Here is a 12542-nt window from a genome sequence, read left to right as displayed (position 1 = left end):
AAGGCTCGACTTTCGCCTTGCCTTGCCCTTACATCCATCCCCATGAAAGAACTTTTGCGCAGCACCGATCCGACAATCCTGGCCTTTGCATCCGCCCTTCTTGAAGGCGAGGATATAGACTGCTTTCAGATGGACGTAAATATGAGCATCCTCGAAGGCGGTATCGGAATCTTTCCTCGACGTCTGATGGTCCGGACCGAAGACCTGACCCGTGCCGAGCGTGTGATGCGGGACAATGAGATTCCGCTGGGGCGATGACCGGGTTCAAGGATGATGAGCTAAGCCGGAACGATTTCCTCGGCGGGCGGCTGCGTCTATGGCAACCCGTGTCGGGCTATCGTGCTGGGGTCGATCCTGTATTGCTTGCGGCCAGCGTACCTGCGATCAGCGGCCAATCGGTGCTTGAGCTTGGCTGCGGGGCAGGGGCGGCAATCCTGTGCCTTGCAGCACGGATCCCCGGATTGGACCTGTACGGTGTTGAACTGCAAACGGCCTATGCGGATCTGGCCCGCCGCAATGCCGCCGATAACAATATGGTGTTAGAGGTCGTTTCGGCTGATCTGAATGAGCTGCCCTCCGATCTTAAGCAGCGCCAATTCGACCATGTCATCGCCAACCCGCCCTACTATCGCGCCGGGGCCCATAGCGCAGCTACGGACAGGGGGCGCAGTGTGGCTTTGGGAGAGCAGACGCCTCTGGGTGATTGGATTGATGTCGCGGCCAAACGGCTGGCCCCGCGCGGCTATCTGCACATGATCCAAAAGGCGGATCGCCTGCACGATATGCTTGTGGCCTGTCATGGGCGTCTGGGCTCGGTCGAAGTGCTGCCGCTTGCGGCCCGCGTGGGGCGCGAGGCCGAGCTTGTGATTCTACGGGCCCGAAAAGGCGGGCGGGCGGCGTTCCGGCTACATGCGCCGGTCATCCTGCACACCGGTCAACGGCATGAGCGCGACGGTGACAGCTATACGCCGGAACTCTCGGATGTGCTGCGGCAAGGCGCTGCGTTGGGGCCGTTTCACGTCAATCGGCAATGACCAGCCGAATTTGTCGGATTTATCACTTTTTCTTCGCGTCTGCGGCGTGACAGGGTGGAAACGATATGCTCAACTTCTTACGTGACATCTAGACACGTAAACAAGGAGGATCGCCATGAGCGTGAGCGCACATCTGACGGAACTGAAGAAGAAGCACGAATCTCTCGGTCTCGAAGTGGAACAAGCTCAACGCGCGCCAGGCATTGATGATCTTCATATCGCCCAGCTAAAGAAACAGAAGCTAAGGCTGAAGGAAGAGATCGAGCGCTTATCGACCTAACCTTTAAGACTGGCGCGCGCCGCAACCACGGCCCCGCCGGTGATCAAGACCGCCGCGATCGCCAATGTCCATGTCGGCATGGCGATCCCGGCAAAAACCAGAACCACGGTAGACAGCAAAGGTGCCGCGTAAGAGCTGGTGCCCAGCATTTGAATGTCGCCCTGCTTGACCCCGATATCCCAGACATAGAACGCCAGACCGACCGGCCCCAGACCAAGGGCCAGTGTCGATAACCAACTGAGCGTGGTGTCCGGCCAGACCGTTGCTTCAAGCGCGAAATGCAGGCCCCATGAGGCGATCGCCGTGAACACGCAGAACACAGCGACCGAGCTTGTTGGCGTTTCCCCCAGTTTCCGCGACAAAACGGAGTAGCCTGACCATGTCAGGGCGCACAGGAACGCCAGCGCGTATCCCGGTAGGTGGTCGGCTTGGAACCCGGCGCTGCCACCGCCAGTTATGATCAGTGCAGCCCCGGCAAACCCCAAACAGGCCCCGATCAGGTGGCCAGCGCGCAGATTCTCTCCGGGCAACAGGCCGGAGAACAGGACGATAAGCAGCGGCCAGAGATAGGCGATCAGCCCCGCTTCGGCCGCCGGGGCCATCCGAAGGGCCGAGAAGTATAGCGCGTGGTAGCCGAACAGGCCCACCGTTCCAAAGGCGTAGACTTTCCAACTGATGCGGCGCAGCTGGGACAATCCGCCCGATCGCCACGTCCAGACAAGCCCCAAAGTACCGCCGATACTGAAGCAGATCGCATTCAGTAGAAGCGGCGGTGTTGGGGCTGACCCGACTGTGAACAGGGCCAGCAGCGCCCAAAGCAAAACCGCAATGAAGCCGATGGCGGTGGCGCGTTGTCTGGTCATGTGGATGAGACGTCTTCTACAGGAACGATGGTGAATTCATCCGAGATATGAGCGGTTTTTTCAATCTCCGCAACAAACCAATCGCGAAATGCTGCGACTTGAGGCCGGTTCTCCGCTCTGGGCAGGCAGAGAAATCGAAAGCGGCCTTTGGTCTCAATGGCGGTTTTGAACGGCGCGACAAGCCTCCCCTCCATCATGTCCTTGATGATCATCGCCCGTCGCCCCAAGGCCACGCCAACTCCGGCGACAGCCGCGTCAATCGCGTGGTCTGCGTTGGAAAAATGCGCCCCGTGGGTCGGCGTGAACTCGACGCCAACAGCCCTAAACCAAGTCGGCCAATCTGCCGGAGGCTTCAGAAACGCAATCGAATCGTCATGTATCAGAGGCGCTTCGCGAAGGCTTTCGGGAGTTGTGAACTCGGCGGCCAGTTCGGGCGTCATAACGGGGGTCAGCCATTCCTTGCGAACCGGCAGGCAATAGAGGCCATCATCCCCGCCATAGCCAAACCGGATCGCGACATCCACGTCATCCCTCTCAAGGTCCATATTGCGCAGGGTGGCCGAAAACCTCAGGTCAATTTCGGGATGTGCGCGGGCAAAATCGTAAAGACGCGGAGCCAGCCATTTGGCCGTCAGCGCAGGTCCGGCCGTCACGGTGAGGGAGGTGTTGTCCTGAAGCCTTCGTGTTGCGGCCCACGCCGCTTTGAGTGACGCAAACCCCTCGGCAGCCCCTGGGGCGAGGGCTTTGCCCGCCTCGGTAAGCTCGACTGCGCGATTCAAGCGGCGAAACAGCGGATGGCCCAAATGGTCCTCAAGCGACTTGATCTGGAAAGACAGCGCCGCGGGCGTGACGTTCAACTCTTCTGCGGCTTTGGCAAAGGACATGTGCCGCGCGGCAGCGTCAAAGGCGCGCAAAGCGGTGAGAGGGGGAAGGCGATCACTCATGTCACTTAAGTAATACTTATCTGAATGCTTGAAAACTCTCGTTTGTGCCTTTTTCAATCAAGGGTCATGTTTAGGGCAAGTCAAGTTCAGCTTTAGCAAAGGGGATCCGCCATGATCGAGATGTCAACAAACCCGTCTGTCCAGATTGCAATTCGTCGTGCCCATGAAGAGCGCAGCAAGCTTGTTCACAAAGTTCTGGGATGGGTGTTTGGTTCCCGCTGACCGCAGCGCGCGCGGACTTACGGGATAAAGAAGGGCCGGTCCAAAAGGACCGGCCCGTTTTCTTTCAATGCTCTGAAATCAGACGAAGAACTGAGCGCCGTTGGCCGAGATGGTCGACCCATTGATGAACTGCGAATCGTCGGACGCCAGGAAGGCGACGCAGCGCGCGATTTCCTCTGGCTCACCCAATCGGCCGGCCGGAATCTGGCCGATGATCGACTCGCGGACCTTCTCAGGCACAGCCATAACCATTTCGGTTGCGATGTAGCCGGGGCAGATCGCGTTGGCGGTGATGCCCGCACGCGCGCCTTCCTGCGCCAGCGACTTCACGATACCCAGATCGCCCGCTTTGGTGGCTGCGTAGTTCACCTGAGCGAACTGGCCTTTCTGACCGTTGATCGAGCTGATGACGATGACGCGGCCAAACTTGCGTTCGCGCATGCCGGGCCAGACGGGGTGTACGGTGTTGAACACGCCGGTCAGGTTGGTATCGATGACTTGATGCCACTGTTCAGGCGTCATCTTGTGGAAAGGTGCGTCGCGCGTGATGCCCGCATTGGCGACGACGATGTCAATGGGACCAACCTCGGCCTCGACCTTTTCGATACCCGCTTTGGATTCGTCATAATCGGCTACGTTCCACTTGTAGGTGGCGATGCCGGTTTCCTCGGTGAATTTCGCTGCGGCTTCGTCATTCCCCGCATAGGTGGCGGCAACATTGTATCCTTCGGCCTTGAGCGCCTTGGAAATTGCTGCGCCGATGCCGCGAGAACCGCCGGTTACGAGTGCTGTACGTGCCATGGATGACTCCTCCAATTTTGGTCGTCTTGGTAATTCTGTTACTCTGAGAGAGGATGTTGCGCAATATCGTTTCGTAGTCGATCTTGTCTTTCTGTCTGGCGATATTGTCGCAGCGGTTGTGTAAAGCTTGATTGTAACAAAAAAGGGCGTCCAGTGGACGCCCTTTTCTATTTAGATGTCAACGCACTTAGTCGCGCTCCACGCAGAGGGCGACACCCATGCCGCCACCGATGCAGAGGGTGGCCAGCCCCTTCTTGGCATCGCGGCGCTTCATTTCGAACAGCAGCGTGTTCAGAACACGGCAGCCGGATGCTCCGATCGGGTGGCCGATGGCAATCGCGCCACCGTTCACGTTTACGATCGAAGGATCCCAGCCCATGTCTTTGTTCACGGCGCAGGCCTGCGCGGCAAAGGCTTCGTTGGCTTCGACCAGATCCAGATCATCAACCGACCAACCTGCTTTTTCCAACGCTTTACGCGAGGCGTAGATCGGGCCAACGCCCATGATCGACGGGTCAAGACCCGCAGTCGCGTAGGATGCGATACGGGCCAGAGGCTCAATCCCGCGCTTTTCGGCGTTCTCAGCCGACATCAGCAGGGTCGCCGCCGCGCCGTCATTCAGGCCCGAAGCGTTTGCTGCGGTGACCGAGCCGTCTTTGGTGAAGGCCGGGCGCAGTTTGGCCATTGCTTCCATTGTTGCGCCGTGACGGATGTATTCGTCCTTGTCCATCACGATGTCGCCCTTGCGGGTTTTGATGGTGAACGGAACGATCTCGTCGGCAAATTTGCCTGCGTTTTGCGCAGCCTCAGCTTTGTTTTGCGAGGCAACGGCGAATTCGTCCTGCATGTCGCGGCTGATCTGCCATTTCTCGGCGACGTTCTCGGCGGTTTGACCCATATGGTAGCCGTTGAACGCATCCCACAGACCGTCGCGGATCATGGTGTCGATGTATTTCATATCACCCATCTTGTGACCCGCGCGCAGGGCGGCAGCGTGGGGAGACAGTGTCATGTTTTCTTGCCCGCCAGCGGCGACGATATCCGCGTCGCCCAGTTGGATGTGCTGAGCACCCAGCGCAACAGCGCGCAGGCCCGATCCACAAACCTGGTTAATGCCCCAAGCCGCGCTTTCTTGCGGCAGCCCGGCGTTGATATGCGCCTGACGTGCGGGGTTCTGGCCCTGAGCAGCAGTCAGGACTTGACCCATGATGGTTTCGCTGACTTCGCCTTTGTCGACGCCGGCGCGTTCGGCGACGGCTTCAAGGACGGCAGCGCCCAGATCATGTGCGGGGGTATTGGCAAACGAGCCGCCAAAGCTGCCCACACCTGTACGTGCGGCGGATGCGATTACTACATTGGTCATATAATTTGTCCTTTACCGTCGTGGTCCAGCGGGAAATGTGACGACGCGGACCGCAGAGGGCTCCCTCTGCCCGTACCAGAGCGCCAATTTCTCCCCCCTCTAGTGCCTTCTGCAATAGCGTAATGCTGCACTTGCAGCAACGGACAGCTTGCCTCAGGCGGCAATCAGGCAAGTGTTCGCGCGCCGGTGGGTCAACTAAGTCCCTGTTTTGGAATTTCTTTCTGCCTTCCACGGCGGCGACAACGACGGTGCGCCAAACAGGAAACCCTGCATGCAGTCGACACCGCTTGCGCTCAAGAAAGCTGCGTCTTGCGGATTTTCGACTGATTCGGCTGTGACCAGAATTTCGAACTCTCGCGCGACCGCGATCAATGCGCGGACGAGGGCCTGGTTGTCGGGGTCGGTGCTGATGCCACGAATGAATTGACCGTCGATCTTGGCGGCATCAAACAAGAATTCCCGGAAATGCCGAAAGCAGAAATTGCTTGCGCCGAAGTCATCCAGCGCAAAGGCAATACCACGCTCCTGCAACCTGTCCATCAGGTCGATCACCAGTTCGGGTACTTGCATCGCCGATTTCTCGGAGATCTCCAAAATCAGTCGTTCTCCCAGATTGCTGTCCCGTTTGAGAAAGCGATTCAGAATACGTGACCAGTGCGAATACCCGATCGAGCGCGCCGACATGTTGATCGACAGCCGGATCTGAGGGTTCCTGACCAGTGATTGCAATCCCATCTCAAGCGCTATGCAATCCAACTCGCGCCCGATTGGCGTGTTTTCCACCTGAGGCATGAATTCTCGCGCAGGGATGACCCGCCCTGTTTCATCCAATACGCGGATCAGCCCTTCGTAGAAGGCAACGTTATGAGGGGCCTGAGCCTGCATCACCGGCTGAAATGCCAGTTTGCATTGTTTGTGCCGAACCGCATCCGACGCCATCTGCAGTACAGATTGATCCCGACCGGAAACCGCCGAGGTCAAAGGGCTGTCTGGCCCGTCCTCGGCATCTACAATTGTCTTGTCTCGCATGCGCGCTGATCCCGAATGGCTCTTCGGTTGCAGTGTCGCAGGAAACAGATGAAGCTGCGGTTAATGCAGGTGATGATTAGCGCGCAGATTGCCACGCATGGCTGAGCGAGGCCGCTGCCCCGAACACTGCGCCCATAGCGCCAAGGATCATCATGGAGAACCCTATCAGGACAAGCGCTGATGCTGCCGTTGCGATGGCGGCGAACATGGCCAGAAGCACGCCCAGCAGTCCGACTGTGGTTGATACGGTTGTTACTCGGGTCATTCCGGCCTCCGGTCACTGGTTACGTCACGCCTGAAGTTCCATATGGACCGTTCAGGCCGGATTTCAACCGAAGCGGCGTGGTGCAACGCCGGGATCAGGCCTGTTTTGCTGCGGAATTAGGCAGGTTTTCGCGGGTTTGCTCGAATCCGGGCGTTCCGAGATCTTCGGGGTGGCGGGCCAGATGCTTTGCCTTGATCTGCGCTGAGCTGTCTCGGCTTCCATCATGGCTATAGCCGGGCGGGGCAAAACAATAGGCGAGGCGTTGCTTCAGCGTCAGCCCCGGTTGGGTCGCATCGCGCCATATGCCGACCCATTCGTGAAAGGCTACGCGCAGCGGGTTGAAGGTGGCGATGTTGTGAACCAGCCCATAGTCGACGCGGTCGTTTTCTTGTTCGGGGACAAAGGTACCGAACATCTTGTCCCAGATGATGAAAACGCCAGCATAGTTGCAATCCAGATAGCGCGCGTTGCGGCCGTGATGCGCCCGGTGATGGCTAGGGGTGTTCATGACCGCTTCGAACCAGCGGGGCATTTTGCCGATGGCTTCTGTGTGAATCCAAAACTGGTAGATCAGGTTGATGCCGCCCACGAACAGCACCATCGCCGGGTGAAAACCCAGCAGGATCAGCGGCGCACGTACCACCATCATGAAGGTAAACGTATAGGTCCATGTCTGCCGCAGCGCGGTGGTCAGGTTGTAGTGCTGCGAACTGTGATGGTTCACATGGCTGGCCCAGACCCAGCGGATACGATGGCCGAACCGATGCACCCAGTAATACCGCAGGTCATCCAGCACAAAGCACAGGACGATAATCGGGATCGACGTACCCAGATCGAGCGGCGTGATCCGCCACAGCCACATGAAGAACCCGTAGGCGATGAACCCCAGAAGGAACCCCGACGCAATATTGCCCGCCCCCATGATCAGAGAGGTCACAGCATCGCGCGTCTCATACCGCCCGCCGCGGCCTTTGACGGCGATCCAGACGAACTCGGCCAGAATGGCGGCGATGAAGAACGGGACGGCCCATTGGACGGCGTCGGGAAAAGTGATCTGATCGGTCATGCGGGCTCCATCAGGTTGCGCCAGTGGGGGCGCTCGAGGTCATCCAGATGGATGATGGCTTTGGGGGTGCCGAAATCGTGGAACAGAATCTCGAACCCGTCGGTGCGGTCTAGCAAGTCATAATCCAGCAGATGCTGCGCCACAGTATCCGCCCCGAATGACCAGAGGAGACCCGGCCCTTTTTCCGTCCGCACCAGCGCAGCGTGGCGATCATGGGCAATCGTGACATCGACGATGGTATCATCCGGGAAATGCCGAAGCCATTGATCCCGCGCGGTTTCAGGAGACAGAACGCACCGCTGCGATCTGCCGGTCAGATGCAGCAACAGAGTGACCCCGGCGATCCCGCCGACCACAAGCACCAACAGAATTTCCAGTGGCATTCCATCCTCCTGCGCACAGAGTGCGGATCAGAGGATGGGCTGTCAAAGGTGGCGTTGCGTCAGCTTTGGCACAAGCTGGACCCAGAGATTCGTTGGGCTCTCAATCCTAGTTTGCGATCGTGTAGACGATTGCGTCGCCCTTGCCCTTGTTGCGAACGAACTCGACCTGATTGCCTTCTATTTTGACTTTCAAGCAATCTTCAGGGAATTTCTTTTGCCCAACGACGACGTTTCTGCACCAGTAGCGTTTGCTCCATGCCCAGGCACCTGTGAGCTTTGCGTTGTTGCGACCTATGCCTTCTATTTTACCATCGGACGATATGATCAACCAAGTATCGCCGCTGACCAGTTTTTTGTCGGCCACGGCTTCGATAAACTGGTTTTGTTTCTTGAGATCCTTGGCTCGCGCATCGGTACCCAATCCGGAAATGAAAAAAGCACCTGCGGCGATCGCAATAATTAGTCTCATCAAAATCCTCCCACTCATTACAGGCGGGAGGATAGCATGGTTTTCACCAGTATCTAAACCCTTTAGCTGTTGGCTTCGACCAGAGTCGAAATGATCGCCTTCGCACTGTCCGAGTTCCACTCGGCATCGCCGATCAGGCGGGCGATTTCGTTCCCGTCGGGGTCGATGATGACCGTGATCGGCAAACCGATAACACCCATCTCACGCGCCACGGCTTGTGAGGGGTCCTGATGGCGTGGCAGGTTGTCGATGCCGTTTTCCTCGAAGAACTTCTTGATCCCGGCAGGCGAGTTTCGCCCGGTTGCAAGGGTTAGAACCTCGAACTTGTCGCCTCCGAATTCGTCCTGTAGCTCGGCGATCTGGGGCATTTCCTTGCGGCAGGGCGCGCACCAGGTGGCCCAGAAGTTAAGCAGGACGTATTTGCCCTTGTAGTCCGCAAGTGAGGCCGTGCCGCCATCATCTTCCAGTTGGAAATCAACCGGCGTCACCGGCTTGGGTTCTTTATGCAGGATCAGCCGTTTCAGGCTGTCTTCACGCAAGGGGCCCAGCGTTTCAGCATCGGTCGCCAAAGCGGCATTTGCACCCAGCGCAAGGGCCATATAAAGGGGGATCAGACGAAATAGGCGCATATCAACTCCGGGTTTTCTTACATGACCGATCAATCCTCGAACCAGATGTGGGGCGGCCGCTTTGCCGCCGGTCCAGACGCGATCATGGAGGCAATCAATGCCTCGATCGGGTTCGATCAGCGGATGGCAGCCCAAGACATCGCAGGCTCGCGCGCCCATGCCGCTATGCTGGCGGCGACAGGCGTTATTAGTGATAGTGACGCGCAGGCCATTCGGGAAGGGCTACTCACAGTCTTGTCAGAAATCCAGAAGGGAGAATTTCAGTTCTCGACCGCGCTGGAAGACATCCACATGAACGTCGAAGCACGCCTGAAAGAGGTGATCGGTGAACCCGCAGGCCGTCTGCACACGGGTCGGTCGCGCAATGATCAGGTGGCAACCGATTTCAAACTTTGGGTACGTGACCAGTTGGACGCGGCAGAAACCGGCCTACTGGCCCTCATCCGCGCGCTTTTGGCGCAGGCCGAGGCGGGGGCGGATTGGGTCATGCCGGGCTTTACCCACCTGCAAACCGCACAGCCAGTGACATGGGGCCACCACATGATGGCCTATGTCGAGATGTTTGGCCGCGATCTCAGCCGTGTACGCGATGCGCGCGCCCGGATGAACGAATCCCCCCTTGGTGCCGCTGCGCTGGCGGGAACCTCCTTCCCCATTGACCGCCATATGACGGCCGAAGCGCTGGGCTTTGACCGCCCCGCCGCGAACTCGCTGGATGCCGTCAGCGACCGCGACTTCGCGTTGGAGTTCCTGTCCACTGCCTCGATCTGCGCCGTCCACCTGTCGCGCTTTGCCGAAGAGCTGGTGATCTGGTCCTCGGCCCAGTTCCGGTTTGTGACGCTCTCGGATCGGTTCTCGACCGGGTCCTCGATCATGCCGCAGAAGAAAAACCCAGACGCGGCAGAGCTGATCCGCGCCAAAGTCGGCCGCATCTATGGCGCGAACACCGCGCTGATGATGGTGATGAAAGGCCTGCCGCTGGCCTATTCCAAGGACATGCAGGAAGACAAAGAGCAGGTCTTTGACGCCGCCGACAACTGGATGCTGGCTCTGGCGGCGATGGAGGGCATGGTCAAGGACATGACTGCCAACCGCGACAGCCTTGCCGCAGCGGCTGGGTCGGGTTTCTCAACCGCGACCGATTTGGCCGATTGGCTTGTACGGGTTCTGGGTCTGCCGTTCCGCGATGCCCATCATGTCACCGGTTCGCTGGTGGCGATGGCTGAAAACAAGGGCTGCGACCTGCCTGATCTGACCTTGGAAGACATGCAGTCGGTCCATGCGGATATCACCGATGACGTCTATTCTGTTCTTACTGTCCAAAACTCGGTAAACTCGCGCCAATCCTATGGTGGCACCGCCCCCGATCAGGTGCGGGCGCAGGTTGAGCGATGGAAGGCGCTGGTGTGATGACAGTTCTACGCATAGCGGTGATTGTAGCGGCTGGGTTCGCGCTGGCCGGATGTGGCGCGGATGGTGAGCCGGTTCAGCCAACGGCAAGCGTGGGTGTTGGCGTCGGCTCGAGCGGAACGCATGTGGGCGGAGGTATCGGCTTCCGCCGCGGGGGCTTTGGCCTCTATCTGGGCGTTTAATCGCTGATCTCGTTGTAATTCCGGGCAAAACACCCAAGTAGGGTCTGGCACGCCAAGGCGCGGCCCTTCTTTCTAGTACTCAGAGACTGATCTCATGCGAATATTCGGATTTCTTCTGGCGCTCGTCGCGCTTGCGGCTTGCGAGCCGACCTCCAGCCAACGGCCGGCGCCGCAAAAAGAGCCCAATTCAACCGGAGTCTCAGTGTCCGGCTACGCGCGTGTCGGCGTGTCGAACGATTTTTGAACGCCCTGCAGCGTATCGTTTCAGTGCGAATCCATTGATCCATAGGGCGGTTTTGGTCTAATCGCGCTTCTATGGATCACTTTCTCTACCGCGACGGCGCGCTTTTCGCCGAGGATGTCCCAATCTCCGAAATCGCAGCCGCGGTCGGAACCCCGTTCTATGTCTATTCGACTGCGACCCTGTTGCGGCATTTCAAGCTGTTCGATGACGCGCTTGAAGGCACTGATCACCTTGTCTGCTATGCGATGAAGGCCGCCAGCAATCAGGCGATCCTGAAGACGCTGGCGCAAGCGGGCGCCGGGATGGATGTGGTCTCGGGCGGGGAATACCTTCGGGCCAAGGCCGCCGGTGTACCGGGCGACAAGATCGTTTTTTCGGGTGTTGGCAAGACGGCGGATGAGATTCGCACAGCGCTGACCGGTGGTCTCCGCCAGTTCAACGTCGAATCCGAGCCCGAGATGGAAGTGATCAACGCGGTAGCGACGGAGCTGGGCGTGGTTGCGCCGATCACCGTTCGAGTGAACCCGGATGTGGACGCCAAGACCCATGCCAAAATCGCAACCGGCAAGTCCGAGAACAAGTTCGGCATCCCGATCTCGCGCGCGTCGGAGGTCTATGCCCACGCGGCCGCGCTGCCGGGGTTGGAGGTGATCGGCATCGACGTCCATATCGGCTCGCAACTGACCGAGCTTGAGCCGTTTGAGCTGGCCTATACCAAGGTCGCCGAACTGACCGAGCAGTTGCGCGCAGAGGGTCACAATATCCGCCGCCTTGATCTAGGTGGTGGGCTTGGCATTCCCTACACACGCTCAAACGACGCGCCGCCTCTGCCGTTGGAATATGGCGCGCTGATCAAGAAGACTTTGGGCCATTTGGGCTGCGAGATCGAAATAGAACCCGGTCGCCTGATTGCGGGTAACGCTGGTTTGATGGTCAGCAAGGTGATCTATGTGAAATCCGGCGAAGGGCGTGATTTCCTCATCCTTGACGGCGCGATGAACGATCTGATCCGCCCGGCCATGTATGAGGCGCATCACGATATCGTTGCGGTACAGGAACCCGCAGCGGGGGTCGAACAACAGCCCTATGACATCGTGGGCCCCGTCTGCGAATCCGGTGATACTTTTGCCAAACAGCGCAACATGCCGCCGCTTGGGCCGGGTGATCTAATCGCCTTCCGCAGCGCCGGGGCCTATGGCGCGGTGATGGCCAGCGAATACAACACGCGCCCCCTGATCCCCGAGGTTTTGGTGAATGGGGATCAATTTGCCGTAATTCGTGAACGCCCAAGCTTTGACGAAATCATAAACCGCGATACCATACCTGAGTGGCTCTGACGCGGTAGGCGCGCGGGCCAA

Annotated in this window: 16 protein-coding genes; 6 read left to right on the top strand and 10 right to left on the bottom strand. The window is 58.7% G+C overall.

Annotated features, from left to right (window positions below; translation table 11 throughout):
- The first annotated feature begins 42 nt into the window (after positions 1-42).
- The 3 genes from ACR3FB_RS14700 (at position 43) to ACR3FB_RS14690 (ending at position 1314) form a co-directional block, all read left to right on the top strand.
- Complete coding sequence (locus ACR3FB_RS14700) at positions 43-258, top strand: putative signal transducing protein (protein WP_117870413.1); 216 nt, start codon at positions 43-45, stop codon at positions 256-258.
- Positions 255-1034 carry a tRNA1(Val) (adenine(37)-N6)-methyltransferase gene (locus ACR3FB_RS14695; RefSeq protein WP_480565967.1) on the top strand — a complete coding sequence of 260 codons (780 nt, stop codon included), beginning with the start codon at positions 255-257 and terminating at the stop codon, positions 1032-1034. Before ACR3FB_RS14700 ends, ACR3FB_RS14695 begins: the two co-directional genes overlap by 4 nt.
- Positions 1035-1149: 115 nt before the next feature.
- Positions 1150-1314 carry a YdcH family protein gene (locus ACR3FB_RS14690; protein WP_170379030.1) on the top strand — a complete coding sequence of 55 codons (165 nt, stop codon included), beginning with the start codon at positions 1150-1152 and terminating at the stop codon, positions 1312-1314.
- Here ACR3FB_RS14690 and yddG read toward each other — a convergent pair.
- The 10 genes from yddG to ACR3FB_RS14640 form a co-directional block, all read right to left on the bottom strand.
- Positions 1311-2177, bottom strand: a complete 867-nt coding sequence (yddG, locus tag ACR3FB_RS14685; RefSeq protein ID WP_170721245.1) for an aromatic amino acid exporter YddG — start codon at positions 2175-2177, stop codon at positions 1311-1313. The two genes, ACR3FB_RS14690 and yddG, sit on opposite strands and share 4 nt — an antisense overlap.
- On the bottom strand, positions 2174-3121 hold the full coding sequence (locus ACR3FB_RS14680; RefSeq protein WP_480565965.1) for a transcriptional regulator GcvA: 948 nt from the start codon (positions 3119-3121) through the stop codon (positions 2174-2176). Before ACR3FB_RS14680 ends, yddG begins: the two co-directional genes overlap by 4 nt.
- Positions 3122-3421: 300 nt before the next feature.
- A complete protein-coding gene (phbB, locus tag ACR3FB_RS14675; protein ID WP_170379024.1) occupies positions 3422-4144 on the bottom strand; it encodes an acetoacetyl-CoA reductase in 723 nt (240 codons plus the stop codon).
- Positions 4145-4331: 187 nt separating this feature from the next.
- Positions 4332-5507, bottom strand: a complete 1176-nt coding sequence (locus ACR3FB_RS14670; protein ID WP_480565963.1) for an acetyl-CoA C-acetyltransferase — start codon at positions 5505-5507, stop codon at positions 4332-4334.
- Between the two features lie 195 nt (positions 5508-5702).
- Positions 5703-6536 (bottom strand): EAL domain-containing protein, encoded by an 834-nt coding sequence (locus tag ACR3FB_RS14665; protein WP_480565961.1) that lies wholly within the window; start codon positions 6534-6536, stop codon positions 5703-5705.
- Positions 6537-6612: 76 nt separating this feature from the next.
- Positions 6613-6801, bottom strand: coding sequence for a hypothetical protein (locus ACR3FB_RS14660; RefSeq protein WP_170553624.1), 189 nt, complete (start codon positions 6799-6801; stop codon positions 6613-6615).
- A 94-nt stretch (positions 6802-6895) separates the two neighbouring features.
- The gene (locus ACR3FB_RS14655; RefSeq protein ID WP_480565959.1) at positions 6896-7867 is read right to left on the bottom strand and encodes a sterol desaturase family protein; all 972 of its coding nucleotides are present in this window, start codon (positions 7865-7867) and stop codon (positions 6896-6898) included.
- A complete protein-coding gene (locus tag ACR3FB_RS14650; protein WP_480565957.1) occupies positions 7864-8250 on the bottom strand; it encodes a hypothetical protein in 387 nt (128 codons plus the stop codon). Before ACR3FB_RS14650 ends, ACR3FB_RS14655 begins: the two co-directional genes overlap by 4 nt.
- Positions 8251-8356: 106 nt before the next feature.
- Complete coding sequence (locus ACR3FB_RS14645) at positions 8357-8719, bottom strand: hypothetical protein (protein ID WP_425084319.1); 363 nt, start codon at positions 8717-8719, stop codon at positions 8357-8359.
- A 62-nt stretch (positions 8720-8781) separates the two neighbouring features.
- Positions 8782-9348 carry a TlpA disulfide reductase family protein gene (locus ACR3FB_RS14640; protein ID WP_170462648.1) on the bottom strand — a complete coding sequence of 189 codons (567 nt, stop codon included), beginning with the start codon at positions 9346-9348 and terminating at the stop codon, positions 8782-8784.
- Between the two features lie 21 nt (positions 9349-9369).
- Between ACR3FB_RS14640 and argH the strand changes: the two genes are divergently transcribed.
- The 3 genes from argH (at position 9370) to lysA (ending at position 12521) form a co-directional block, all read left to right on the top strand.
- Entirely contained in the window at positions 9370-10758 is a 1389-nt protein-coding gene (gene argH, locus ACR3FB_RS14635; protein ID WP_480565955.1) for an argininosuccinate lyase, read from the top strand.
- A complete protein-coding gene (locus tag ACR3FB_RS14630; protein ID WP_170469036.1) occupies positions 10758-10940 on the top strand; it encodes an argininosuccinate lyase in 183 nt (60 codons plus the stop codon). The genes argH and ACR3FB_RS14630 overlap by 1 nt, the downstream gene beginning before the upstream one ends.
- A 315-nt stretch (positions 10941-11255) precedes the next feature.
- Entirely contained in the window at positions 11256-12521 is a 1266-nt protein-coding gene (gene lysA / locus ACR3FB_RS14625; protein WP_480565953.1) for a diaminopimelate decarboxylase, read from the top strand.
- Positions 12522-12542 lie beyond the last annotated feature (21 nt).

It is taken from the genome of Ruegeria sp. AO1, assembly GCF_056535985.1.
This window is presented reverse-complemented; position numbering and strand designations above follow the sequence as displayed.

Coding starts and splice junctions, on each gene's coding strand:
- ACR3FB_RS14700 (WP_117870413.1), top strand. CDS start 43: ATGAAAGAACTTTTGCGCAGCACCGATCCGACAATCCTGGCCTTTGCA.
- ACR3FB_RS14695 (WP_480565967.1), top strand. CDS start 255: ATGACCGGGTTCAAGGATGATGAGCTAAGCCGGAACGATTTCCTCGGC.
- ACR3FB_RS14690 (WP_170379030.1), top strand. CDS start 1,150: ATGAGCGTGAGCGCACATCTGACGGAACTGAAGAAGAAGCACGAATCT.
- yddG (WP_170721245.1), bottom strand. CDS start 2,177: ATGACCAGACAACGCGCCACCGCCATCGGCTTCATTGCGGTTTTGCTT.
- ACR3FB_RS14680 (WP_480565965.1), bottom strand. CDS start 3,121: ATGAGTGATCGCCTTCCCCCTCTCACCGCTTTGCGCGCCTTTGACGCT.
- phbB (WP_170379024.1), bottom strand. CDS start 4,144: ATGGCACGTACAGCACTCGTAACCGGCGGTTCTCGCGGCATCGGCGCA.
- ACR3FB_RS14670 (WP_480565963.1), bottom strand. CDS start 5,507: ATGACCAATGTAGTAATCGCATCCGCCGCACGTACAGGTGTGGGCAGC.
- ACR3FB_RS14665 (WP_480565961.1), bottom strand. CDS start 6,536: ATGCGAGACAAGACAATTGTAGATGCCGAGGACGGGCCAGACAGCCCT.
- ACR3FB_RS14660 (WP_170553624.1), bottom strand. CDS start 6,801: ATGACCCGAGTAACAACCGTATCAACCACAGTCGGACTGCTGGGCGTG.
- ACR3FB_RS14655 (WP_480565959.1), bottom strand. CDS start 7,867: ATGACCGATCAGATCACTTTTCCCGACGCCGTCCAATGGGCCGTCCCG.
- ACR3FB_RS14650 (WP_480565957.1), bottom strand. CDS start 8,250: ATGCCACTGGAAATTCTGTTGGTGCTTGTGGTCGGCGGGATCGCCGGG.
- ACR3FB_RS14645 (WP_425084319.1), bottom strand. CDS start 8,719: ATGAGACTAATTATTGCGATCGCCGCAGGTGCTTTTTTCATTTCCGGA.
- ACR3FB_RS14640 (WP_170462648.1), bottom strand. CDS start 9,348: ATGCGCCTATTTCGTCTGATCCCCCTTTATATGGCCCTTGCGCTGGGT.
- argH (WP_480565955.1), top strand. CDS start 9,370: ATGACCGATCAATCCTCGAACCAGATGTGGGGCGGCCGCTTTGCCGCC.
- ACR3FB_RS14630 (WP_170469036.1), top strand. CDS start 10,758: ATGACAGTTCTACGCATAGCGGTGATTGTAGCGGCTGGGTTCGCGCTG.
- lysA (WP_480565953.1), top strand. CDS start 11,256: ATGGATCACTTTCTCTACCGCGACGGCGCGCTTTTCGCCGAGGATGTC.